Annotated in this window: 17 protein-coding genes, 2 tRNA genes, 3 rRNA genes and 2 pseudogenes; 9 read left to right on the top strand and 15 right to left on the bottom strand. The window is 65.2% G+C overall.

From position 1 onward, the window contains the following. Positions 1 to 28 precede the first annotated feature (28 nt). On the bottom strand, positions 29 to 1,021 hold the full coding sequence (locus V8686_RS05820) for an ABC transporter substrate-binding protein (RefSeq protein ID WP_379703013.1): 993 nt from the start codon (positions 1,019 to 1,021) through the stop codon (positions 29 to 31). Beyond that, on the bottom strand, positions 1,018 to 1,914 hold the full coding sequence (locus V8686_RS05815) for an ABC transporter substrate-binding protein (protein ID WP_379703012.1): 897 nt from the start codon (positions 1,912 to 1,914) through the stop codon (positions 1,018 to 1,020). Before V8686_RS05815 ends, V8686_RS05820 begins: the two co-directional genes overlap by 4 nt. 88 nt (positions 1,915 to 2,002) lie before the next feature. On the opposite strand from V8686_RS05815, the gene V8686_RS05810 reads away from it, so the two are divergent. Both V8686_RS05810 and V8686_RS05805 read left to right on the top strand, forming a co-directional pair. Next, positions 2,003 to 2,344: a cupin domain-containing protein gene (locus V8686_RS05810; RefSeq protein ID WP_379703011.1), complete on the top strand. Its 342-nt coding sequence runs from the start codon at positions 2,003 to 2,005 to the stop codon at positions 2,342 to 2,344. A 177-nt stretch (positions 2,345 to 2,521) separates the two neighbouring features. Further along, positions 2,522 to 2,956 (top strand): VOC family protein, encoded by a 435-nt coding sequence (locus V8686_RS05805; RefSeq protein ID WP_379703010.1) that lies wholly within the window; start codon positions 2,522 to 2,524, stop codon positions 2,954 to 2,956. A 33-nt stretch (positions 2,957 to 2,989) separates the two neighbouring features. Here the strand turns inward: V8686_RS05805 and V8686_RS05800 are convergent, their stop codons facing one another. Continuing rightward, positions 2,990 to 3,907: an NAD(P)-dependent oxidoreductase gene (locus V8686_RS05800; RefSeq protein WP_379703009.1), complete on the bottom strand. Its 918-nt coding sequence runs from the start codon at positions 3,905 to 3,907 to the stop codon at positions 2,990 to 2,992. Between the two features lie 79 nt (positions 3,908 to 3,986). On the opposite strand from V8686_RS05800, the gene V8686_RS05795 reads away from it, so the two are divergent. Further along, positions 3,987 to 4,523, top strand: a complete 537-nt coding sequence (locus V8686_RS05795; RefSeq protein ID WP_379703008.1) for a CinA family protein — start codon at positions 3,987 to 3,989, stop codon at positions 4,521 to 4,523. Here the strand turns inward: V8686_RS05795 and V8686_RS05790 are convergent. Beyond that, positions 4,510 to 5,699, bottom strand: a pseudogene (locus V8686_RS05790) (redox-regulated ATPase YchF). The gene V8686_RS05795 and the pseudogene V8686_RS05790 sit on opposite strands and share 14 nt — an antisense overlap. A gap of 108 nt (positions 5,700 to 5,807) precedes the next feature. On the opposite strand from V8686_RS05790, the gene V8686_RS05785 reads away from it, so the two are divergent. Continuing rightward, entirely contained in the window at positions 5,808 to 6,101 is a 294-nt protein-coding gene (locus V8686_RS05785; protein ID WP_379703007.1) for a hypothetical protein, read from the top strand. After that, positions 6,098 to 6,361, top strand: coding sequence for a hypothetical protein (locus V8686_RS05780; RefSeq protein ID WP_379703006.1), 264 nt, complete (start codon positions 6,098 to 6,100; stop codon positions 6,359 to 6,361). Before V8686_RS05785 ends, V8686_RS05780 begins: the two co-directional genes overlap by 4 nt. 89 nt (positions 6,362 to 6,450) lie before the next feature. On the opposite strand, the gene V8686_RS05775 is transcribed toward V8686_RS05780, so the two are convergent. The 6 genes from V8686_RS05775 to V8686_RS05750 form a co-directional block, all read right to left on the bottom strand. After that, complete coding sequence (locus tag V8686_RS05775) at positions 6,451 to 7,308, bottom strand: hypothetical protein (protein ID WP_379703005.1); 858 nt, start codon at positions 7,306 to 7,308, stop codon at positions 6,451 to 6,453. A 2-nt stretch (positions 7,309 to 7,310) separates the two neighbouring features. Next, positions 7,311 to 8,354, bottom strand: a complete 1,044-nt coding sequence (locus V8686_RS05770) for a DNA primase (protein WP_379703004.1) — start codon at positions 8,352 to 8,354, stop codon at positions 7,311 to 7,313. 245 nt (positions 8,355 to 8,599) lie between these two features. Next, positions 8,600 to 8,721, bottom strand: a 5S ribosomal RNA gene (gene rrf, locus V8686_RS05765). 131 nt (positions 8,722 to 8,852) lie between these two features. Beyond that, positions 8,853 to 11,775: ribosomal RNA gene (locus V8686_RS05760) — 23S ribosomal RNA — on the bottom strand. A gap of 211 nt (positions 11,776 to 11,986) precedes the next feature. Further along, a tRNA-Ala gene (locus tag V8686_RS05755) sits at positions 11,987 to 12,058 on the bottom strand. 133 nt (positions 12,059 to 12,191) lie between these two features. Continuing rightward, positions 12,192 to 13,662, bottom strand: a 16S ribosomal RNA gene (locus tag V8686_RS05750). Together the 16S, 23S and 5S rRNA genes with 1 tRNA gene alongside form the textbook arrangement of a ribosomal RNA operon. Before the next feature lie 480 nt (positions 13,663 to 14,142). Here V8686_RS05750 and V8686_RS05745 point away from each other — a divergent pair. Together V8686_RS05745 and V8686_RS05740 are read left to right on the top strand one after the other, a co-directional pair. Then, on the top strand, positions 14,143 to 14,703 hold the full coding sequence (locus tag V8686_RS05745) for a TATA-box-binding protein (protein WP_379703003.1): 561 nt from the start codon (positions 14,143 to 14,145) through the stop codon (positions 14,701 to 14,703). Between the two features lie 101 nt (positions 14,704 to 14,804). Further along, positions 14,805 to 16,623, top strand: a pseudogene (locus V8686_RS05740) (DEAD/DEAH box helicase). Here the strand turns inward: V8686_RS05740 and V8686_RS05735 are convergent. After that, the gene (locus V8686_RS05735; protein ID WP_379703002.1) at positions 16,620 to 17,666 is read right to left on the bottom strand and encodes a pyridoxal-phosphate-dependent aminotransferase family protein; all 1,047 of its coding nucleotides are present in this window, start codon (positions 17,664 to 17,666) and stop codon (positions 16,620 to 16,622) included. The pseudogene V8686_RS05740 and the gene V8686_RS05735 sit on opposite strands and share 4 nt — an antisense overlap. A 93-nt stretch (positions 17,667 to 17,759) precedes the next feature. On the opposite strand from V8686_RS05735, the gene V8686_RS05730 reads away from it, so the two are divergent. Next, positions 17,760 to 18,719 (top strand): AIR synthase family protein, encoded by a 960-nt coding sequence (locus V8686_RS05730; RefSeq protein WP_379703000.1) that lies wholly within the window; start codon positions 17,760 to 17,762, stop codon positions 18,717 to 18,719. Here the strand turns inward: V8686_RS05730 and V8686_RS05725 are convergent. Beyond that, positions 18,716 to 19,462 (bottom strand): hypothetical protein, encoded by a 747-nt coding sequence (locus V8686_RS05725; RefSeq protein WP_379702999.1) that lies wholly within the window; start codon positions 19,460 to 19,462, stop codon positions 18,716 to 18,718. The genes V8686_RS05730 and V8686_RS05725 overlap by 4 nt on opposite strands. Positions 19,463 to 19,558: 96 nt before the next feature. Here V8686_RS05725 and V8686_RS05720 point away from each other — a divergent pair. Continuing rightward, a tRNA-Tyr gene (locus V8686_RS05720) sits at positions 19,559 to 19,632 on the top strand. Between the two features lie 544 nt (positions 19,633 to 20,176). Here the strand turns inward: V8686_RS05720 and V8686_RS05715 are convergent. The 3 genes from V8686_RS05715 to V8686_RS05705 all read right to left on the bottom strand — a co-directional run bounded on the left by V8686_RS05715 (position 20,177) and on the right by V8686_RS05705 (position 22,230). Then, complete coding sequence (locus V8686_RS05715; protein WP_379702998.1) at positions 20,177 to 20,401, bottom strand: hypothetical protein; 225 nt, start codon at positions 20,399 to 20,401, stop codon at positions 20,177 to 20,179. A gap of 78 nt (positions 20,402 to 20,479) precedes the next feature. After that, on the bottom strand, positions 20,480 to 21,976 hold the full coding sequence (locus tag V8686_RS05710; RefSeq protein ID WP_379702997.1) for a sodium:solute symporter family protein: 1,497 nt from the start codon (positions 21,974 to 21,976) through the stop codon (positions 20,480 to 20,482). Further along, positions 21,973 to 22,230, bottom strand: coding sequence for a DUF3311 domain-containing protein (locus V8686_RS05705; protein WP_379702996.1), 258 nt, complete (start codon positions 22,228 to 22,230; stop codon positions 21,973 to 21,975). The genes V8686_RS05710 and V8686_RS05705 overlap by 4 nt, the downstream gene beginning before the upstream one ends. Positions 22,231 to 22,294: the final 64 nt, after the last annotated feature.

Raw genomic sequence — 22,294 nt, 5'->3', positions numbered from 1 at the left:
TTTCCTTGGAAACTTTCATATATATCGCTCACGGCTCGGGGCGGAACGTCCCGTCGGGAATCTCCGCGACACCGAGGGCCTCCGCACCGGCAACGGACTCGAGGTGGTCGAACAGCCGGTACATCCCCGCCACCGTCTCCGCGTCCCAGTCGCGGACGACCATGTCACGCCAGCCGTCCCGCACCGCCCGGGCGGTGGTGGGGTCGTCGACGCGCATCAGGCGGTCGGCGATGTCGACCCAGAGGTCGTCGTCCGCGACGAGGCGATCGACCGCGTCGCGGGCGGCGGCGGCGAACGCCCGGACTGCGGCCGGGTTCGCGTCGAGTGACGACTCGCCGGTGAGAAACGTCGCGATGGGGAGTTTCCGGTCGGTGCGGGACAGTCGCTGGACGAGTTCGGAGATGGGCAGGACCTCCACGAACGGCCCGGTCTCGGTGAGTTCGGGCACGAGAGGCCAGAACTGGAAGCCGGCGTCGACCGCACCCTCGCGGATCATGCGTGTGAGGCTGTCCCGGGAGTCGGCCTCGACGAGGGTGGCCGTCTCGTCGGGGTCGAAGTCGTGGAACTCCCGACAGGCCGCCCGCGTCAGAATCCAGTTCTTGTCGAGACGGCGAGTGACGCCGAGGCGCTTGCCCGAGAGGTCTTCCAGTCCCGCGATGTCCGTCTCCTCGGGCGCGACCAGACCACCCACGGTCCGCCCGTAGGGGTGGATGGCGACGATGTCGGCGCCCTCGGCGCGCTCGCGAGCCACGGAGATGTAGTCGGTGTCGACGAGGTCGGTCCCGCCCCCGTCGAGCCGCTCTCGAATCGTCTCCATCCCGCTCTCCAGTTCGTCCGAGACGAGTTCGACATCGAGGTGGAAGCCGTGGTCCCGGTCGAACCCGAACCGCTTGATCGTATAGAGCAGGTAGCGCGGACTCCCGTTGTGTTCGAACCGCGCCCGCATGGTCGGCAGGGCGCCCGGCTCGTCGTGATACTCGTCGAAGGCGGCCTGCTGGGCGTCGATGTGGCGCCGACTCACCGTACCGGGGAGACGATGGCGTCGATGTCGGCGTCGGCGTCGATCAGTTGTCGGCGCTTCATCCAGTCGAGGTGGTAGTTCAGGTCGTCGCGGTCCGCGAGTTCCGGCACCTCGTACTCGGGGACCTCGATGGCCTCGCGGACGGCGTCGGTGTCGACGTCCGCGAACAGGTCCGGTGCGACTTCGCTGTCCTTCCAGAGCATGTCGAGGTACTGGTCGCGGTAGGCCGACGGCTCGGCGTTGATCGTCTCCACCGCCCGGCGGTAGGCGCGCATGAAGGCGTCGAGAGTCTCACCCTCCAGACCCTCGGCACCGACGACGCCCATGTGGTTCTCGAACTCCAGTACCTTCTCGAAGCCGAGGTGTTCGGCGAGAGTGATATGCGGGTCGAGCAGGGTGACGGCCGCCACCTCGCCGTCGCGGAGGGCCCGCAGACGGTCGGTCGGCATCCCGTGCCCCTCGATGACCACCTCGTCCTCGTCCATGTGCTCTTCCAGCGCCCGAATCGCGGTGTACTCCTGCCCTGTACGCCGGTTGACGCCGACGGGCGTGTTCGCCAGGTCCGCCGGCGCCTCGATATCCGAGTCGGGATGAACGAAGACGGCGTAGGGCTGATCGGCGAACGTCCCCTTGGCAACGATGCGGCCGTCGTCGAACTCCCACGTTCGCTTGAGGCTCTCCCACTTGCAGATGGGATAGAGGTCGACGTCGTTGTCGCCGGTCAGCGTCTCCTCGGCGGGAATGTACTTGTTCGTCACACAGGTCCGATCCCGCTCGATCAACTCGACGTCGAGTCCTTCGTCGGCGAAGTAGCCCCGGTCGGCCGCGACGCGCTGTGGCAGCATGAACGAGAATGGGAGGTGGAACACCCGAATCGTGTCGTTTCCTGACATACCTGGAGGATACGACTAGTTTAATATAAAAGTTCCTCAGGAACCTTTATTAATGACGCTCCATACCTCGCTGACGGAGACAGATCGAATGAGGCGGATCAACGACGAGACGGCCGACAGCGAAGAGGTCGCCAGCGGAGTGTATCTCGCGGACCTCGCGTCGGGTGAACGGTCGTCGATGAAACACTGGCGAGTCGAACCGGGAGCGCGCCTCCCCGTCCACCGGCACGACAACGAGCAGATCGGCTACATGATTCGGGGGACGCTCACGGCAATCACCGAAGACGAAGAGGTGACGCTTCGCCCGGGCGACTCCTACCTGTTCACCAGCGACGAACTCCACGGCGCCGAGAACCGCGGCGACGAACCCGCCGTGGGTATCGGCGTCCTCTCACCGCCTCGGTCCGACCCCGACTGGAAGCAACCCTGATACGGGTTATTGTACGTCAGTACCGGTGGGTCGCCGAGGCGGTCCAGCGAACCGCTGGGAAACAGTTAGGATACTCCGCACGAGGCCGCCGTAGTACTTCTCTCGAACGCCCGCATCCGTAGCGGCAGCAGTCCGCGGAGGGATAATCTATATCCGGACCCACTCGCCAGTAATGGCATGGACGCCGTCGATCACATCAACGTCGACGTGGACGACCTCGACGCCGCGTACGAATTCTATCGGGACGTCCTCGACCTCGACCTGTTGCGCCCGCCCGAGGACTTCAAGGGCGCACACGTGATGTTCGAGACCGGTGCGGGAACGGTCGTCACGCTCATGGAGACCGGTCGCGCCGAGAAGTGGGACGAGACCGGGCTCGACCACCCGCTCGACAAGGCCCACATCGCCTTCGAGACCGACCGCGAGACCTACCAGTCGCTGATGGACGAACTCGACGACCAGTTCCCGAAACAGGGGCCGTACGACTGGGGTGAGTTCGAGGGGTTCTACTTCCTCGATCCCTCGGGGAACCTGCTGGAAATCGTCACCTACGATCCGGCCCCCGTGGACCGGACGCGACGGCTCATGGACCACGACGACGTGGAAGAGTAGCGGCCGACGCGATTCGTCGCCAGCGGAACGACGTTAGTCGTCCTCGATACGCGCTTCGACCCCGGCCAGGTCCTCGATCACCTGCATCACGCCGGAGTTGTCGTCCTTCCCGCGGCCCGTTGCGACCATGGACTTGTACATCTCGTGGACGAGTTCCGTCTGCGGCATCGGCGACTCGTAGGCCTCGCCGGCGTCGGTCGCGATGCGCAGATCCTTGTACTGGTAGTCCGCGAAGAAGCCGGGATCGAAGTCTCCCCGAATCATACTGGGTGCGCGGTTGTCGAGTGCCCAGCACCCGGCAGCCCCGCCGCTGATGGCGTCGACGACGGCTTCGAGGTCCGCGTCGGCCTTGTGGGCGAAGACGAGTGCCTCGCTGACGGCCTCCATGGTCCCCGCGACGACGATCTGGTTGCAGGCCTTCGTGACCTGCCCCGCGCCGTTGTCGCCGCAGTACGTGATCGTCTCACCCATCGCGTCGAGGATCGGGCGACACTCCTCGAGGACGTCCTCGTCGCCACCGACCATGATCGAGAGCGACGCCTCGATGGCACCCTCCTCGCCGCCGCTGATGGGCGCGTCGAGCATGCGGGCGCCCCGGTCGCGGACCTCCTCGGTGAGGTTCTCGGTCACCATCGGCGAGATGGTCGAGTTGTCGATCACCACGTCGCCCTCGCTCAGACCCGCGAGGACACCGTCCTCTTTGTGCATGACCTCGGCGACGACGTCCGAGTCGGGCAGACACATGATCGTCACGTCGGCGCGTTCGGCCGCCTCCTTCGGCGTTTCCGCTGCCTCGCCGCCGGCCGCGACGTGTTCGTCGACGGCTCCCTGCGAGCGGTTGTGACCGATTACGGTGTAGCCCGCATCTAGCAGGTTCTTCGCCATCGGTCCACCCATGATTCCGAGTCCGACGAACGCGATCGTCTCGTCTGCCATGTCCAGTTCACTCATCTCGCTCGGGATAAAAGAGTCGGATGCGGGAACCCCGTTCGGCGCCCGTTTGATAGGGGTCGGCGTCCAACGCCGGTGTATGCCCGACGACACGCCGACCGACAGGGGTCCCGCCGTCGACGCCGCCGAACGCCGACTGGGCCGTCGCCTCCGAGAACGCGGCGAAACCGTCGCCGTCGCCGAGTCACTCACCGGCGGACTCGTCGGCTCCGTGCTGACCGACGTACCCGGATCGAGCGACTACTTCGACCGCGGGGTAGTCACGTACTCCAACGACGCCAAACTCGACGCCCTCGGCGTCTCCCGTGAGTCGCTCGACGCACACGGCGCCGTCTCGGCGCCCGTCGCCCGGGAGATGGCCCAGAGCGTGCGCGACACCGCCGGGACGGACTGGGGCGTCTCCACGACGGGCATCGCCGGGCCGGCCGGCGGCACCGAGGAGAAGCCAGTCGGCCTCGTCTTCGTCGGCCTCGCCCACGCCGCTCCCTGGGGTTCCGGCGACTCCTTCGTCCGGGCCGAACGCCACGTCTTCGACGGCGACCGCTGGACGATCAAAGTGAGAGCGCCCGACAGGCACTCGAGAACCTGCTGGCCGCGGTGGACTAGTTCGTCGTGACGAGTTCGACCACGTCCCGGTCGTCGAGTTCGTGGCCGCCGCCGATCTGTCGTGACGACCGGCAGTCGATACCGTGGAGTAGCCCGTCGCCCAGATCCGAGTGGATGTGATAGGCGAAATCCGCCGTCGTCGACCCCTCGGGCAGGAGGAAACAGTCACGAAAGGACCCCTTCTCGCTCGTCGACCCGTCGTCGCTCCCCGGAAACACCGCGATGAGGTCGAGGGCGTCGAACAGCGCTGCCTCCAGCGACGCCTGCACGCCCGTGCCACCGTACTCCGCCAGCAGGCCGCGGATCCGTTCTAAGCCCGTCGCCTGCTCCTCGCTCGGATCACCGACGATATCGAAGTCGTCGTCGCCCGGTCGGTAGTCGATCGTCCCCGACTCGTCCGCGGCCTTCAACGCCTTCTCCGCGTGGGCGCTCGCGGGCACGAACGTCAAATGGTCGTACTCGGGGTCGGCGGAAATCTCGGCGAAGTTCGCCGCCGCCGCGGGGTCGTCGATCTTGTTCGCCGCGATCACCATCGGTTTGGTGCGCTTGCGGATCTCTCGGGCCAGCGACTCGCGGTCGTCGCCGTCCCACGTCTCCGGGTCGAGGTCGAGCCCCAGCGAGAGGATCACCTGCTTGATCTCGTCTTCGTTGGTCCGGAAGGCGCTCATCTGTTCGGCCAGATCGGTCTCGATGGCCGCGTCCGCGCCGTGGTACTTCGTCTCGAAGCGTTCGATACCTTTCTCCAAAATCTCAGGTACCACATGTCGAGTTCGTCCTCGAGGAAGTCGATGTCGTCGCGTGGGTCGTGTCCCTCCGTCGCTTCGCCTTTGCTGTCGGTCTTCCCCGAGAAGTCGACGACGTGAACCAGTACGTCCGTCTCGTTGAGGTCGCTGAGGAACTGGTTACCGAGGCCTTTCCCCTGGTGGGCACCGGGGATGAGACCGGCGACGTCGACGAGCTGGGCGGGGACGAAGCGCACGCCGTCGTCGCAGTAACCGACACTCGGCGTGCAGGTCTCGTCGAACTCCGGGGCCGCACACTCGACGCGGACGTACGCCTCGCCGACGCTCGGGTCGATGGTCGTGAACGGATACGCGCCCTCCGGCACGTCGTTCATCGTCGCCGCGTTGAAAAACGTCGACTTGCCCACCGAGGGCTTGCCGACGAGTCCGATGGCGTAGCTCATACTCCCGGTCCGCGACGGCGAGTCAAAAACGACGCCATCGCGTCGCCGTCTGGCTGTCAGTCACTGCCACGGCGTGCGGCTTATGCCGCCGGGAGGCGGAGCGGGGGTATGACCGACCCCGACGCTCCGGCCGCCGACACGTTCGGCGTCAGCATCGGCGTCGACGACGACGCATTCCAGTTTCTCGTCCACGTTCCCTCCGCCCTCACGGCGTCGTGGGACGACCGCGACGCCTTCCAGCGACTCGTCGAACGGACCGTCTGGGAGCGTCTCGACCGGGAGCGCACCCTCCAAGTGGTCGACCGCGTCGCCGACGCCGGCGAACGCGTCGAACTCGGTACGGTGACGCTGACACCCGACGGGACCGTCGTCGAACACGCCCTCTCCGCGCCGAGCGAATGACGCTGGAGGAGGTCCGGGCGGCCGCCATCGACCGCGCCCTGGTCGGTGAGGACCCCGAACCCGCACTCGCCCTCGCGGGCGTCGTCGACGCCGCCGGCCCCGACGCGACGGATAACCCGTTCGCTGCCGCGATGCTGGCCGTTCGGTCGCTCGCCGGCGACTCCGAGCGGTCGCTCGACGCCGAAGCGTGGGCACCAGGTACCGACCCGGACCCGTTCGTCCTCGCCGGCGCCGCCATCGCCGTTCGGTCGCGGGGCTGACCCTCGACCGGGCCGCCACCCTCGCGAACTGCTCGCCGGCGACGCTCGACGCCGTCGTCGAACGTCGGAAGAAGGGGTGACTGCGTCAGCTATCGACCGTTACCGTTGCCGCCTGCGTTGCCGTTGCCGCCGCCGTTACCGCCCGCATTACCGTTGCCGCCACCGTTACCGGCCGCGTTGCCGTTGCCGCCGTCGGAGTCGGTCTCGTCCGAATCGTCGGAGGCGTCCTCCTCCGAATCATCCGAGTCGTCCTCCTCCGAATCATCCGAGTCGTCCTCCTCCGAATCATCCGAATCGTCCCCCTCCGAGTCATCCGAATCGTCCCCCTCCGAGTCATCCGAATCGTCCCCCTCCGAGTCGTCGGACTGGCCCGGGGCCGATCCGGAGTTGCCCGGCGCGTCCGAGTCGTCGGCGTCGTCCGAGTCGTCCTCCTCCGAATCGTCGGACTGGCCCGGGGCCGATCCGGAGTTGCCCGGCGCGTCCGAGTCGTCGGCGTCGTCCGAGTCGTCCTCCTCCGAATCGTCGGACTGGCCCGGAGCCGATCCGGAGTTGCCCGGCGCGTCCGAGTCGTCGGCGTCGTCCGAATCGTCCTCCTCCGAATCGTCGGACTGGCCCGGAGCTGACTCCGAGTTACCCGGATTCTCGACCGGCGGTCCGGCCGGGACGATCCGGGACTGGTTGCCGTTCTCCTCGGTCTCGTTCCCGTCGTCCTCGTCCTCGTCGTTCGGTCCCGCGTTCGCCGGCGGGCCGCGTTCGCTGGCGTTGGCGTTCGACGGGTTGTTACCCGTCACGAACTCCGACACCTGCTGCCCGAGTGGGCCGCTGAAGCCCGACCCTTTCAGCGCGTCGACGAACGCGGAGACGACCTGTCCGAACGGCCCGACCGGTTCCGGCGGCGACAGCGCCGCCGTGGTCGTCGCCGTCTCGTTGTCGTCCGTCGCCGTCACGGTCACCGTGACGTTCTCCGATGGAGCGGGAGCACGACCGTCCCGCTCTCACTGGTTTCGTACTCACCCGACCCCGCGTAGCTCTCGTTGCCCCCCGTCGCCACCTCGACCGTCGCGTTCGCGACCGGATCGCCGAGGCGACCGACCGACACGGTCACCGTACCGTCGGCGGCCTGTTCGACGCCCACCGCGAGCGTCTGGAGATGCTGAACGACGACCGAGGTGGTCGCCTCGTCACCGTCGTCCGTGGCCGTGATCGTCAGTTCGACCGTCTCGTCTGGGTTGGCGAGCGTGACCGTTCCGTTGCCGTCGGTCTCGTACTCGCCTTCGTCCACGTAGGTCGTGTTCGCCGTCACGTTCACCGTCGCGTTCTCGACGGTTGCGTTTCCGCGCGTCACCGTCACGACGACCGACCCGTCGTCGGCACCCTCGACGGCGACGTCGAGGTCCGGAGCGAGGGCCGCAGTCGTCGTCGCCGAGTCACCGTCTGCCGTCGCCTCGATGGCTACTGTCACCGACTCGTCCGGTTCCGGTAGCGACACCGTCCCGTTCCCGTCGGTCTCGTACTCCCCTGTACCCACGTACGTCTCGTTTTCAGTCACCGTCACGTTCACCGTCGCGTTCTCGACGGTCGCGTTTCCACGCATCACCGTCACGACGGCCGATCCGTCGTCGCCCTCCTCCACGCTCACGTCGAGGACCGGTTCGAGAGTGACGGTCGTCGACGCATTCGCGCCGTCGGCCGTCGCCTCGACGGTCACCGTCACCGACTCGTCCGGTTCCGGTAACGAAACCGTCCCGTTCCCGTCGGTCTCGTACGTTCCCGTCCCCGAGTACGTCTCGTTTTCAGTCACCGTCACGTTCACCGTCGCGTTCTCTACTGCAGTGCCGTTGCTCGCGACGGAGATCGTCGCGGTTCCCGTCTCGTCGTCCTGTGTAACGTCGATCGACAGCGATTCCGACTGTGCGGCTACCGTCGCCGGGGCCACCGCCGACACCAGCAACACGGCTGCCATCAGTATCGCGCCGGTTCGTTTCGTGCTCATTCCGTTCGGTCCCTGGACCCTTATCCCATTAAGTCGGGATTGCGCTGAACCCGGGTTCGGGCCGGTTTTACCCCGATTAAATCGGGTTTAATTCGGCGAACTTGTCGCTCGCGCCACTTCGACGGGACACGAGCCTCGCGTACGACGTCGGGAACGGCCGCTGATCGGCGCGGCCGCTCACCGACTGAAAACCGACGACCCACGCGCTCACACGCGTCGCTCGCCGAGTGAATGTAGTATGAATGGTGAGGCGGCGAATCGAAACTCCCAGAGGGTCGCCCACTCCAGTACTGCTCGATACGCAGGCAGGCTTAACGTCCGTGTTCGGGATGGGTACGGGTGTGTCCCTGCCGCTCTGGCCGCCTTCATGCCGACCGACGGAATCGAACCGTCGCAACACCAGTGTCGGTGAACGGTCGAATGACCGTATGTACGTGCGATCCAGTTAACGCCTGGACCCGATAGTCAAAACCAATCGGGTCACAGTGCGAAATCCAATGAATGTGGCTCGGACTGTTAGTGCTCGCGGGCTGAACGTCTCGTTGCCTCGACGCGTACACCCCGAGTCTATCTAACTCGTCTTCTACGAGTGTCCTCGATGGTACTTCTTTTCCAGGTGGGTTTCGAGCTTAGATGCGTTCAGCTCTTACCCCGCGGTGCGTGGCTGCCCGGCAACTGCCTTCTCAGACAACCGGTACACCAGTGGCACCCAAGCGGAGTTCCTCTCGTACTATACGCTTGTTCCCGTCAAGTACCGTTAACACCCCCAATAGATAGCAGCCGACCTGTCTCACGACGGTCTAAACCCAGCTCACGACCTCCTTTAATAGGCGAACAACCTCACCCTTGCCCGCTTCTGCACGGGCAGGATGGAGGGAACCGACATCGAGGTAGCAAGCCACTCGGTCGATATGTGCTCTTGCGAGTGACGACTCTGTTATCCCTAAGGTAGCTTTTCTGTCATTTACGGCCCGCAACAAGCAGGCTCGTAAGTTCGCTAGACCACGCTTTCGCGTCAGCGATCCTCGTTGGGAAGATCACTGTCAGGCTTCCTTGTGCTCTTGCGCTCTCTTCCGGGTTTCCGACCCGGATGAGGAAACCATCGGGCGCGCTCGATATCTTTTCGAGCGCGTACCGCCCCAGTCAAACTGCCCGGCTACCGGTGTCCTCCGCCAGGAGTGAGAGTCGCAGTCACTACCGGGTAGTATTTCAATGGTGGCTCGGTGGCCGCTGGCGCGGGTACCTGTGTAATGCCTCCTACCTATGCTGCACAGTAGCGACCACGTCTCAGCGACAGCCTGCAGTAAAGCTCTATAGGGTCTTCGCTTCCCCTTGGGGGTCTCCAGACTCCGCACTGGAACGTACAGTTCACCGGGCCCAGCGTTGGGACAGTGGCGCTCTCGTTGATCCATTCATGCAAGCCGCTACTGAAGCGGCAAGGTACTACGCTACCTTAAGAGGGTCATAGTTACCCCCGCCGTTGACGGGTCCTTCGTCCGATTGTACTCGGTGTTCAGATACCCGCACTGGGCAGGATTCAGTGACCGTACGAGTCCTTGCGGATTTGCGGTCACCTATGTTGTTACTAGACAGTCGGAGCGCCCGAGTCACTGCGACCTGCTCTTACCCAGAGCAGGCATCCCTTATTGCGAACGTACGGGACTAACTTGCCGAATTCCCTAACGCCGGTTGCTCCCGACGGGCCTTGCCTTTCGCCGGCAGAGCACCTGTGTCGGATCTCGGTACGATCATCACACTCGTCTTTTCACGGGCTCTAGGTACGGCCGACTTGCGCTGTCTCGAGAGTCGTCCGCTTCCTGCCATTACGGCTTCCACGGAGGTACTCGATTCGACCGGGCGAAAGCCCGGCTCGGCTGTTCCCAAAGCGTCGACTTTTGGCGTGTGATGGTGCTGGAATATTAACCAGCTTCCCTGTTGTCTCGGTCGAGTTACGGCGAGACTTAGGATCGACTAACCCTCGGCTGATTAGCAGTGCCGAGGAACCCTTGCTCGTAAGGCCGTCGGGTGTCACACCCGACTATCGCTGCTACTGTGACCAGGATTATCGTCACCACTCGGTCCATACGAGATCTCTCCCGTACTTCCGCCCGAGCGGTGTGCCAGCCTACGCGATTGTCCGGTGAAGGACACGGGTAGGTCTCGGTGGTAGATTTGAGCCCCGATCATTTTGGGCGCCCCGAACCTCGGCCGGTAAGCTGTTACGCTTTTCTTAGAGGGTAGCTGCTTCTAAGCTCACCTCCCGGCTGTCTAGGGCTCGGGACCACCTTCGATCGCACTTAATCTACACTTGGGGACCTTAACCTACCGCTGGGTTGTCTCCCTTACGGTGCACAGGCTTACCCCGCACACCGGACTCCCTGCGTCTGCGACGTCCGCAAGTTCGGAGTTCGACAGGATGGCCGACTCCTCTCGGAGGCGGGTCATCCAATCGGTAGCTCTACCTCGCGGACTATCTCTGCAGAGGTCATGCTTCGACATGTTTCGGCTGGAACCAGCTGTTGCCGGGTTCGATGGGCCTTTCACCCCTACGCATAGGTCACGGGAGGGTATTGTAGGACACCACCCCTAACGGGCCTCCACGTGCCTTTCGGCACGCTTCACCCTGCCCACGCGTAGATCACCCGGTTTCGGGTCGCACCCGCTTGACTCCCCGCGCTTGAACACGGTGGCCCTGGTCTTCGGATGAAGACTGCGGCCGTATCGGTTTCCCTGTGCCTGCCTCGATGGTCGAGTTAGGCTCGCCAAGCAAGTGCACTCCCTGGTTCGTTTTTCAAAACGCACGACGGAACATCGGCTTCCTTCGAGTCCTACTAGTGGCTCGCGCCACGGTCGTTCGTCGAAGGACCTTGTATGCCCCGTCGCTCGATCGCCAGCTGAGTTCAGGCTCTATTTCAGTTCCCTTCTCGGGATACTTTTCAGCGTTCGCTCACGCTACTTGTTCACTATCGGTCTCGAGGAGTATTGAGTCTTCCCGGTTGATGCCCGGGACGTTCACGAGGAATATCCAATCCCCGCTACTCTGGGACTGATTCCCATCGTACTGCATCCCGATACGGGGCTGTCACCCTGTATCGCGCTCCGTTTCAGGAGACTTCTCGGGTTGGGTCGGATGTTGAAGATCAGCCCGACACCACATGTCTCGTCAGAGATTCGGTTTGGACTGGCCCGCGTTCACTCGCGGTTACTAACGGGATCGCGATTTGCGTTCTGTTCCTGCTCCTACTGAGATGTTTCAATTCGGAGCGTTCCCCATTGCGCGAAGCAATTGCGAGGGGATTCCCATTCGGAAATCCTCAGTTCTTTCCCTCCATGCGGGTCCCTGAGGCTTATCGCAGCTTGGCACGTCCGTCGTCGGCTCTCGAGCCGAGCCATTCACCAGCTGGCACAGTAGCCAGATTGATGGTTTGTCACACTGTGACCCGGTTTGACTGTCGGGTCCAGTGGACGCCTGGATCGCACGTACATACGGTCTCATTACGCTCTCGTGGATGCGAGCGCGTTCGACCCTTCCCACCCGCGCTTTCGCGGGGTGGTGCATCGGTCTTGCGTGACTCAATCGAGCGCCGTCATGCACTTAAGGGGTGCGATTCGGGCGAGCGAGTGAGTCGGCATGGACCCGCTGGGATTCGAACCCAGGGCGTCCTCCTTGCAAAGGAGGTGCTCTACCGCTGAGCTACGGGCCCGGTCCCCGAGAGGGGGACGCGGTGGCGTGGTGTGTGAGCCTTGGTGGTTCTAAGGTGCCCGGTCGATGCGGTGGTCGATCCGTGGACAGCAGTGGGTGTGGTGGGGCCTCCCGTATGGGAGGTCCCGGTCAGTAGGAGGTGATCCAGCCGCAGATTCCCCTACGGCTACCTTGTTACGACTTAAGCCCCCTTGCGGAGCCCAGATTCGACTATCGTGCGATAGCCTCATCCGGACCCCACTCGGGTGCTTTGACGGGCGGTGTGTGCAAGGAGCAGGGACGTATTCACCGCGCGCTGCTGACACGCGATTACTACCGAATCCAGCTTCATGAGGGCGGGTTTCAGCCCTCAATCCGAACTACGACCAAGTTTAGGAGATTACCGTCCTCTTTCGAGGTTGGAACCCATTGTCTTGGCCATTGTAGCCCGCGTGTAGCCCAGCACATTCGGGGCATACTGACCTACCGTTGCCCGTTCCTTCCTCCGTGTTGGCCACGGCAGTCCTCCTAATGTACCCACCCGGCCGAAGCCGGTGCTGGCAATTAGGAGTGCGGGTCTCGCTCGTTGCCTGACTTAACAGGACGCCTCACGGTACGAGCTGACGGCGGCCATGCACCTCCTCTCAACAGCTCTGACAAGGTCATCAACCTGATCGTCATTGCTGTTGTCGATGCTGGTGAGATGTCCGGCGTTGAGTCCAATTAAACCGCAGGCTCCTCCGGTTGTAGTGCTCCCCCGCCAATTCCTTTAAGTTTCATCCTTGCGGACGTACTTCCCAGGCGGTCTGCTTAGCGGCTTCCCTACGGCACAACACCCACTCGTAGTGGGAGTCACACCTAGCAGACATCGTTTACGGCCAGGACTACCCGGGTATCTAATCCGGTTCGAGACCCTGGCTTTCGTCCCTCACCGTCGGATCCGTCTTCCCGAAGTGCTTTCGCCATCGGCGGTCCGTCCAGGATTACAGGATTTCACTCCTACCCAAGACGTACCCTTCGGGTCTTCCGGTCCCGAGCCACACAGTTTCCACCGGACGCCCGCCAGTTAGGCTGGCGGATTTCCCGATGGACTTGTGTGGCCGGCTACGGACGCTTTAGGCCCAATAAAATCGGCCATCACTCGAGCTGCCGGTATTACCGCGGCGGCTGGCACCGGTCTTGCCCAGCTCTTATTCCAGTACCTCCCTACGGTACTGAAAAGCGAGGACTGTATGCCCTCGCACTCGGGGTCCCCTTATCGCACTTGCGTGCAGTGTAAAGGTTTCGCGCCTGCTGCGCCCCGTAGGGCCCGGAATCTTGTCTCAGATTCCGTCTCCGGGTTCTTGCTCTCACAACCCGTACCGATTATCGGCACGGTGGGCCGTTACCCCACCGTCTACCTAATCGGCCGCAGCCACGTCCTCCAGCGCGTGAGCGTTTGCGCGTCTCGGCATTCCAGCGTGAGACGGGTATGAACTATTAGCCTCAGTTTCCCGAGGTTATCGTTCTCTGGAGGGTGGTTTGGCCACGTGTTACGGAGCTATTTGCTACGAGTCTAAGCTCGTACAACTAGCATGGCTAAATCGGACCCCGATAGCAATGGCCTCCGGCAGGATCAACCGGAATGGGCTCACTCCTGTGGGAGTGAGGGGTGGCGGGGAGATTGTCTCAGAGAGACAGTCTCCGCGTCGTGTATAGACCACTGAGGTCCGTGGTTCGAGTCACCGCGTCGACCGGGTGACACCGAACCACCAAGGCTCACATCAGATTCCGGCTTACGGCGGACCGCAGGGGTGGAATCCTCATGTTTCGTCCGGATCTGAACCGACGCAGGCGAACCATATAAGCCCGTTGATCGGGCGATGGGTCGCCCGGGGTCGGCGTGACCGATCCGGGTGTGGTGAGGGCGTCGTCGCCCTCGCCCTTCGCATTACATTCCGATGGGAGGTGAATACTTAACCCCTCTGATCTCCGTCGAGAACGCCTGTCGTGCTGATATTTGCATGGTGATCCCTCCCGTGGGGAGAGGCCACACGAAAAGAACCGGCGATCCGCCGACTCGCCGTGGTGGTTTATAAGGATGGGGACACCAATGAGGCGCATACGATGAGTGACCCGGCAGATTCGATAGAAATTCAGAACGTGGTGGCGTCGACCGGTATCGGACAGGAACTCGACCTCGAGGCGTTGGCCGAGGACCTGCCCGGCGCGGACTTCAACCCGGACAACTTCCCGGGGCTGGTCTACCGGACACAGGAACCGAAGGCGGCAGCGCTCATCTTCCGCTCGGGCAAGATCGTCTGTACGGGCGCGAAGAGCATCGACGACGTGCACGAGGCACTGGGAATCATCTTCGGAAAACTCCGTGACCTCCAGATCCCGGTGGAGGAGGATCCGGAGATCACGGTCCAAAACATCGTCTCGAGCGCGGATCTGGGCCACACGCTCAATCTCAACGCCCTCGCCATCGGGCTAGGCCTGGAGGACGTGGAGTACGAACCCGAGCAGTTCCCGGGACTCGTCTACCGCATGGACGACCCCGACGTCGTCATCCTGCTCTTCGGGAGTGGGAAGATCGTCATCACCGGCGGGAAGCGCACCGCCGACGCCGCCGAGGCGGTCGAAGTGATCGTCTCCCGCATCGACGACCTCGGACTCTTGGGCTAACACACCCCGCCCAACCCGTCGCCGACACACGCCACACTCGGCAGCGACGGCGACACCGACCGGTCACAACGCGTTTCTCCGTCGGGTCCGTACGTCGGCCGATGACCGAGGAGTCCCCCGACGGTGAGACGCCGGCCGTCACGCTGGAGTCATTTCTCGACGCGTTACAGGACGAGGGGCGGCCCGTCGCCACCGCCCAGCAGGTCGCCCGCCGACTCGACTGTCCACAGGCGGCCGCGAGCGAGGCACTCGACCGGCTAGTCGCCGCCGGCGACGTGGAGCGCCTCGACGTGGAGGCGGACCCGGTGGTCTGGTATCCGACCGAGTGGGGGCGACTCGCGGAGCGCGAGCGCGTGATACCGTTCCCGGAACGTCGCGAACTCGTCGTCGATCAGCCGACACAGTACACGCGTGCGCAACTGTCTCGGTTCGCTCACCTCGTCGACACCTCGGGAACGAAGGGGTACCTCTACCGCGTGCGACAGGAGGACGTGTGGGCGGCCCCGTTCGACGACGTCGAGGACCTCCTCGGGACCGTCCGCTCGGTTCTCCCGCGTCGCTCCCCGCACTTGGAAGAGTGGATCGAACGCCAGTGGACCCGTGCCCGGCAGTTCACCCTCTCTACCCACGCCGACGGGTACACGGTGTTGGAGGCGGCGAGCGAGAGCCTGATGGGCAACGTCGCCAGACAGAAACTCGACGATGAACACCTCCACGCACCCATCTCCGACACGGAGAGTTGGGTGGTCGAGGAGCGAAGCGGCGATCAAGCGCATCCTCTACGAGGCGGGCTACCCCGTCGTCGACGAACGGGACCTGGAGACGGGCGACCCACTGGACGTGGACCTCCGGACGAGCCTGCGCGACTACCAGCGCGACTGGGTCGATCGCTTCCTCGATCAGCGGGCGGGCGTGTTCGTCGGACCGTCGGGAAGCGGGAAGACCGTCGCAGCCATCGGTGCGCTCGTCGCCGTCGGCGGCGAGACGCTGATCCTCGTCCCGAGCCGGGAACTCGCCGGACAGTGGCGGGCGGAACTCCTCGAGCACACGACGCTCGATCCCGAGCAGATCGGCGAGTACCACGGCGGGGTGAAAGAGATTCGACCGGTGACGATAGCCACCTACCAGGTCGCGGGCATGGACCGTCATCGGTCGCTGTTCGACCGGCGGGAGTGGGGACTGATCGTCTACGACGAGGTCCACCACATCCCCAGCGAGGTGTACCGCCGGAGCGCGGACCTCCAGAGCAAACACCGCCTCGGTCTCTCCGCGACGCCGGTCCGAGAGGACGACCGCGAGACGGATATCTACACACTCGTCGGGCCACCGATCGGCACCGACTGGGACGCCCTCTTCGACGCCGGCTACGTTCAGGAGCCCGAAGTCGAGATCCGATACCTGCCGTGGGCGAACGACGAGGAACGGAACGCGTGCGCGAGCGCTGAGCCGCGCGCGAAACACCGAATCGCCGCGGAGAATCCCGCCAAAGTCGACGAAGTTCGCCACCTCCTCGCGGAGCATCCGACGGCGAAGGCGTTGGTGTTCGTCGACTGGCTGGATCACGGGCGAGCCATCGCGGAGGCCGTCGACGCTCCCTTCGTGAGCGGGGAGACGCCCCACCACGAACGCGACCGACTGTTCGCGGCGTTCCGCGAGGGCGAGCGCCGGACACTCGTCGTCTCCCGCGTCGGCGACGAGGGAATCGACCTGCCGAACGCGGAACTGGCCGTCGTCGCCTCGGGGCTGGGCGGGTCGCGTCGGCAGGGTGCCCAGCGCGCCGGCCGGACGATGCGCCCCGCGGGGAGCGCAACGGTGTACGTACTGGCGACGCGCGGGACGAGCGAGGAGGACTTCGCGCAACGACAGATGCGCCACCTCGCGGAGAAGGGGATCCGGGTGACCGAGAGCGGCGTCGATTAGCGGACTGCGCGGACGGCGTCCATCGCTCTGGTTACCTTCTCGACGTCGGCGTTGTACCCCATGTGCCCGACGCGGAGCACGTCGTCTTCGAGTCCGCCCAGCCCGGTCGAGAGGGTCACCTCCTGTTCGCGGTGCAGGCGCGCTTGCAACTCCGTCGCCTGCCCCGGCACCGAGAAGGCGGTGACCGTCGGCGAACTTCGTTCGGGGTCGGGGAACGGCTCCAGTCCGAGTTCCCGCCCGCGGTCCCGGCAGACCCGGGCGGCCTCGCGGTGGCGGTCGTAGACGGCGTCGAGTCCCTCCGCGAGGACGACGTCGAGTGCCGCCGAAAGCGCGACCACCAGCGTCGAGAGGTGGGTGTAGGGGTACGGCTGTTCGGCGTCGTGCCACGGGAGGAGGTTGGTGTACAGCGAGTCGGGGTCGCGGGCCTCGATTCGCTCCCAGGCCGCGTCGCTGACGGAACAGACCGCGAGTCCGGGCGGCGCGCTGAAGCACTTCTGTGACGCGCCGAGAGCGACGTCGATGCGGTCGGTCGGGACGGGGACGCCACCGAGCGACGAGACGGCGTCGACGACGGTGAGGACGTCGTGGGCCTCGAACAGGTCGAGCGCGGGACCCAGTCGGTTGAGCGTCCCCGTCGGCGTCTCGCAGTGAACCATCGTCGCGAGGTCGAACTCGCCCTCGTCCAGCGTCCGTTCCAGGTCGTCGATGGGTAGGGCGTCGTCGTAGTCGGTGCCGACGAGGGTGGCCTCGCCGCCGTAGTTCTCGACGAAGTCCGCGAAACCGTCCCCGTAGGGACCGTTCGACAGGCAGAGAACGCGGTCACCGGGGGCGACGGTGGAAGCGATGGCCGCCTCCAGCCCGAGGATACCCTCGCCGCCGAGGACGACGACTTCGTCGTCGGTTCCGAAAACCGTCGCCAGTTTCCGCAGGAGGGCGTCGTATCGGTCGGCGAAGGCGGGGTCCACGTCGGGATTGAGCAGTTCCTCGCTGGCCGCCTCCCTGACCGGCGGGGGGAGCGCCGTCGGGCCGGGTGTCATGAGCATACCTCCGCTAGTCGGCGGGAGGGTTTGTAAATGGGGGCCGCGTGCGGCCGCCGACGGGAAGGCACATGGGCGGGGCGGGCGTACGGATCGAGCATGACCGGCAAACTCGATCCGGCGATCCTGTCGGAACTCGTCCTCTCGCGGACGGGCGCACCCAACGCGAACCTGCTCGCGGGACCGGCATTCGGTGAGGACGCCGCAGCGATCCGGATCGGAGACGAGACACTGATCGCCAGCACCGACCCCATCTCGCTGGCGGCCGAGCGGATCGGCCAGTTGGCCGTCGCCGTCGCCTCGAACGACGTTGCGGCCGCCGGCGGGCGGCCCGAATTCCTCCTGAGTACCGTCCTCCTTCCCGACGCGGACCACGACCTGCTGGAGACGATCACCGGCCAACTCGACGCGGAGTCGAAGCGTCTCGGCCTGACTATCGCCGGCGGCCACACCGAAGTCGTCGCCGGCCTGGCCCGACCGCTCTGTTCGCTCACCTGTCTCGGGACGGCCGACCGCTTCGTCTCCACGGGCGGGGCGACGCCGGGGGATCGGGTGTTGCTCACCAAGGGCGCGGGCATCGAGGCCACGGGCGTCCTCGCGACGGACTTCCGGGAGCGGCTCGACCTGCCCGAGGCCCTGCTCGACCGGGCGAGGACCGCGTTCGACGACCTCAGCGTGATGCCCGAAGCCGCCGTCCTCGCACCGGTCGCGACCGCCATGCACGATCCGACCGAGGGCGGTGTCCTCCAAGGACTGATCGAACTCGCTCTGTCCGGGCAGGTCACCGTCGACGTCGACCGCGACGCGGTTCACGTCCGCGAGGAGACGCGGGCCGTGTGTGATGCGGTGGGCGTCGACCCGCTCCGAACGCTCGGCTCCGGAGCGTTACTGGCGACGGTCCCCGGCGACGAGACGGACGCGACGCTCACAGCGCTCCACGACGAGGATATCGACGCCGTCGACGTCGGTCGAGTGGAGGAAGGCGATCCCGCGGTCAGAATCGACGGGGAGCGCTACACCGAGTCGATTCGCGACGGGATGTACGCGCTCTGGGATTAGAACTCGGGTTCGGTCCAGCGGTCGTCCGAATCGACCGCCGAGAGGGCGTGCGCGACCTGTTCGTCGGTGTACTCGTACTCGTCGAGCGCCAGGAAGAGCCGTTTCCACCGGGCACTCACGTCCGTCTCGCCCTCCGGCCCGACGCGCGCACCGTGAATCCGGAAGAACGGAGAGCTGCGACCCAGTCGTGAGCCCTCGCCGGTGTGGCCGTCGAGGGCGACGTCGTACTCGCCGTCAGCCGAGAGGTCGTCGGCCGTCACCGGGAACGTGTGCGTCGGCTCCGTGCCCTCGGCCCGTGCCTCGGCTCGCTTGTTCGCGACGGCGTGGAAGCCGTTGACCGCGTTCGCCCCCTCGCGGGCCGCCCGGGCGCGCGCGACGACGAGGGCGGCCTGTACCGCCGCCATCTGCCCCCGCCGGGAGTCCATCTCCCACCGCTCGGCCAGCTCCTCGTACCGAGCGACGAGCAGTGGCGCCCGCGTGTCGGCTTGCAGGTCCTCGACGACGAAGGTGTTGAGCCGGTCCCAGAGGTTCCACCCGAAGCCGGAACGGGCGAGTTCCCAGGCACACCACGCCGCAACCTCCTCGTCGCCGCGACGGATCGCCTTCTGGAGCAGGCTGACGACGGCGTAGCGGTTGAAACCGCCGTCCGTCTCCTCGCCGAAGTCGTTCGTGCCCGTCGCCTCCGGGGCCTCCGTCTCCAGTTCGCCGTCCGGCCCGAAGGTGGCCTGTCGCTCCTCGTCCATGCGCCGTGGATGGCGACCGGCCGACGAAAGGGTTCGGGTCCGTCCGCCCGATAAATGGGAATCCTTAAGTCCAGTCTGGCGATTACGTTTACGTGCCCGCCCTTAGCTCAGACTGGTAGAGCAGCCGACTGTAGATCGGCTTGCCCCCCGTTCAAATCGGGGAGGGCGGACTGGTTTTCCAGCCGATTCGAAGTCGACTGGCGGTCGGCTTACGCACCGTCCCCGCGAGCGGAGAACGGCGGGACTCCCGCTGGTCGTCTCGCGCGTTGCAGATCGGGAACCGGACCCGTCTCCGGAAGCCCCGAACGGAGGTACGGCTCCTCGGCTTGACTCGACTCGGAGCGAGTGAGTTCCCGGACATAGCGAGACGTGGCTCCGCCTAGACGTCACGAGAAAGCGGGAGACCGAGGTATCGGCCGAGCGACGAGGCCCGGGGAGCGCGTGTCAGAGGCATTCCCCTCCCCCAAATGAACGTCACCACCGAAGTATATAAATGAGTACATTCACTCGGGACGTGGATACGCCTGTGTTTCTATCCGGAGTGTAAGTACACGTTTGTCACTGGAGTGAAGACGTGACGGCACACCGGTGCGGTGGGCATCGGCCGGGGTGAGAAGAGCGGGCGGTCACGGACCGCCCGTCGCCCCGTCGTCACGCGTAGGGTCGCCACGGAGGGACTCGGTCGGGACGGCGCGGGCGACCGGACGAGCGGCGTTACTCGATGAAGGCCAGTTCCTGTTCGGGATCGGTCGGGAGGTTGTGGAATATCTCCTCCATCTCGCCGTTTTCGAGGATGATGTCGTCGAGGTCGCCGTCGCTCTGGGAGAGCGACCAGACGAAGTTGATCATCGTCGCCTGAAAGTGCGGGCTCGGCTGGTCGCTCTCGCGGATGTGTTTGATGACTTTCGCCGCGGTCACGTCGTCGATCACGTCACTCATACTGCGGAGATGGACCGGATCGGCAATCAGGGTATCGGATACCGGCCGGGGGTCTCCCCCAACCGTGACGGCGGGGGTTCAGTCGCCGCCGACGGCGAAGGCCGCCGCGTCCTCGTCGACCGCCGGGGAGGAGACGAGGGAGACACCGACGGTGAGGATGGCGCCGAGGACCATGAACGCGAGGGCGACGTCCCACCCACCGTAGGCCCTCGCGAGGAGGTCGACGGTCGTTCCGCCGACGTCGACTGACGTGGTCGGCACGAGGACGTGCGCGAGGTAGAGGGCCTGTGGGACGCCGACGCCGACGAGCATCCCGTCGCGCGTGGTCGCCTCCCAGTAGAGCGCGACGATGACCGGGGGCGCGAGGAGGGCAAACCCGGAGAAGGCGGTATCGCCCACTTCGATGAGCGTTCCGGGCCGCGAGAGGCTGGCGACGAAAGCGAGCGTAGCGAAGACGGCGACACCGATTCGAGCGACCCACGCCTCGCGGTGGTCGCTCGCATCGGGCCTGACGAACGGCCGATAGAGGTCACGGGTGAAGTACGCCGACCCCGAGAGGAGCATCGAATCCGAGGAGGACATCATCGCCGCCATCGCACCGGCGACGACGAGGGCCGCGAACCAGGCCGGCGTATACTCACTCAGGAGGACCGACAGCACGTTCGCCCCCTCGGGCACCTCGATGGGGAGGCCGGCGGCCCACGCCCCGAGCAGGAACGCGGGGACGAACAGGAGGAGGACCAGAACCGGCCAGAGCGCGAACGAGCGCTTCAGCACCGTCGCCGACTTGGCGACGAAGAAGCGCTGGTTGATCTGGGGGAACATGGCGACACCGAAGGCGATAGTGATCGCCGAGGAGACGATGAACTGCGGCGTGTAGAGGCCGCCGCCGAGGGCGGCGAAGTCGGGGTTCGCCGCGACCATCCCCCGGGTGGCGGCGCCGACGCCGCCGATACTGCCGACGATCCAGACCACCGCGATCCAGAGGACCGAGAGCATGAACAGTCCCTGCAGCGTGTCGGTCCACGCGACGCCGCGCAGGCCCGCGAGCATCACGTAGACGATCATGAAAAGCGTGATGAGCGCGGCCCCGCCCCAGTAGGGCACGGCGCCGCCGGTCAGCCCGCGGATCGCCTCGCCGGCGCCCATCTGCTGGAGCATGACGTAGGGGAAGAGCCACAGGAGGCTGACGCCGGCGACGAGTCCCCGCAGGCCGGGGGAGGCGAATCGGTCACCGAGCATCTCCCCGAGGGTGACGTACTCGCGTGCGCGCCCGATGAGCCACTGTCGGTAGCCGACGACGTACCAGAGGAGGGCGAAGAGGATGCCGTCCATCACACCCATGACGAGGATCCACTCCGGTCCGGCCGCGTAGGCGAGATTCGGACCGCCGAAGAAAGTGAAGGCCGACAGCAGGGTGGCGAAGGTGGTAAAGAGGAGGACGAGCGTTCCCAGCGTCCGGCTCGCGAGGTAGAAGTCCTCGGCGTCGCTCCCGCCGACGCGGTAGGCCAACAGGCCGACACCGAGGGCGAGCAGGAGGTAGCCGAAGACGATGCCGAGCGGTTGGAGGGTCACCGGTCACCACCTCGCTCCGGCCGTCCACCGGCACCGAGTCCGGCCTCGGTGTCGACGCCCATCAGTCGATCCCACCCGTGTCGGGTGAAAAGCGCGAAGGCGACGGCCGCGACGCCCATCCACCCGACGTGCCACCAGAGCCAGACGGGAAGCCCGGCGACCACCGTGGACGTTCCCCAGAGGAACCAGGGCACCGAGAACGTGACGAGGACGACGAACGTCGCTATCCACAACCAATCACGTATCGAACGCATTGTTGGATCACGCTTGTATCTCCAACTACGTAAATGATGCCAAATTATCCCCCACTGCCTCGTT

Source organism: Haloplanus litoreus (genome assembly GCF_045690335.1).
Lineage (GTDB): Archaea > Halobacteriota > Halobacteria > Halobacteriales > Haloferacaceae > Haloplanus > Haloplanus litoreus.
The sequence above is the reverse complement of the archived record's forward strand: the minus strand, read 5'-3'. Positions and strand labels throughout refer to the sequence as shown.

Bases quoted from the DNA above. Each gene is read 5' to 3' on its own strand.
- V8686_RS05815 (WP_379703012.1), bottom strand. From the start codon at position 1,914: ATGTCAGGAAACGACACGATTCGGGTGTTCCACCTCCCATTCTCGTTC.
- V8686_RS05810 (WP_379703011.1), top strand. From the start codon at position 2,003: ATGAGGCGGATCAACGACGAGACGGCCGACAGCGAAGAGGTCGCCAGC.
- V8686_RS05805 (WP_379703010.1), top strand. From the start codon at position 2,522: ATGGACGCCGTCGATCACATCAACGTCGACGTGGACGACCTCGACGCC.
- V8686_RS05800 (WP_379703009.1), bottom strand. From the start codon at position 3,907: ATGAGTGAACTGGACATGGCAGACGAGACGATCGCGTTCGTCGGACTC.
- V8686_RS05795 (WP_379703008.1), top strand. From the start codon at position 3,987: ATGCCCGACGACACGCCGACCGACAGGGGTCCCGCCGTCGACGCCGCC.
- V8686_RS05785 (WP_379703007.1), top strand. From the start codon at position 5,808: ATGACCGACCCCGACGCTCCGGCCGCCGACACGTTCGGCGTCAGCATC.
- V8686_RS05780 (WP_379703006.1), top strand. From the start codon at position 6,098: ATGACGCTGGAGGAGGTCCGGGCGGCCGCCATCGACCGCGCCCTGGTC.
- V8686_RS05770 (WP_379703004.1), bottom strand. From the start codon at position 8,354: ATGAGCACGAAACGAACCGGCGCGATACTGATGGCAGCCGTGTTGCTG.
- V8686_RS05745 (WP_379703003.1), top strand. From the start codon at position 14,143: ATGAGTGACCCGGCAGATTCGATAGAAATTCAGAACGTGGTGGCGTCG.
- V8686_RS05735 (WP_379703002.1), bottom strand. From the start codon at position 17,666: ATGCTCATGACACCCGGCCCGACGGCGCTCCCCCCGCCGGTCAGGGAG.
- V8686_RS05730 (WP_379703000.1), top strand. From the start codon at position 17,760: ATGACCGGCAAACTCGATCCGGCGATCCTGTCGGAACTCGTCCTCTCG.
- V8686_RS05725 (WP_379702999.1), bottom strand. From the start codon at position 19,462: ATGGACGAGGAGCGACAGGCCACCTTCGGGCCGGACGGCGAACTGGAG.
- V8686_RS05715 (WP_379702998.1), bottom strand. From the start codon at position 20,401: ATGAGTGACGTGATCGACGACGTGACCGCGGCGAAAGTCATCAAACAC.
- V8686_RS05705 (WP_379702996.1), bottom strand. From the start codon at position 22,230: ATGCGTTCGATACGTGATTGGTTGTGGATAGCGACGTTCGTCGTCCTC.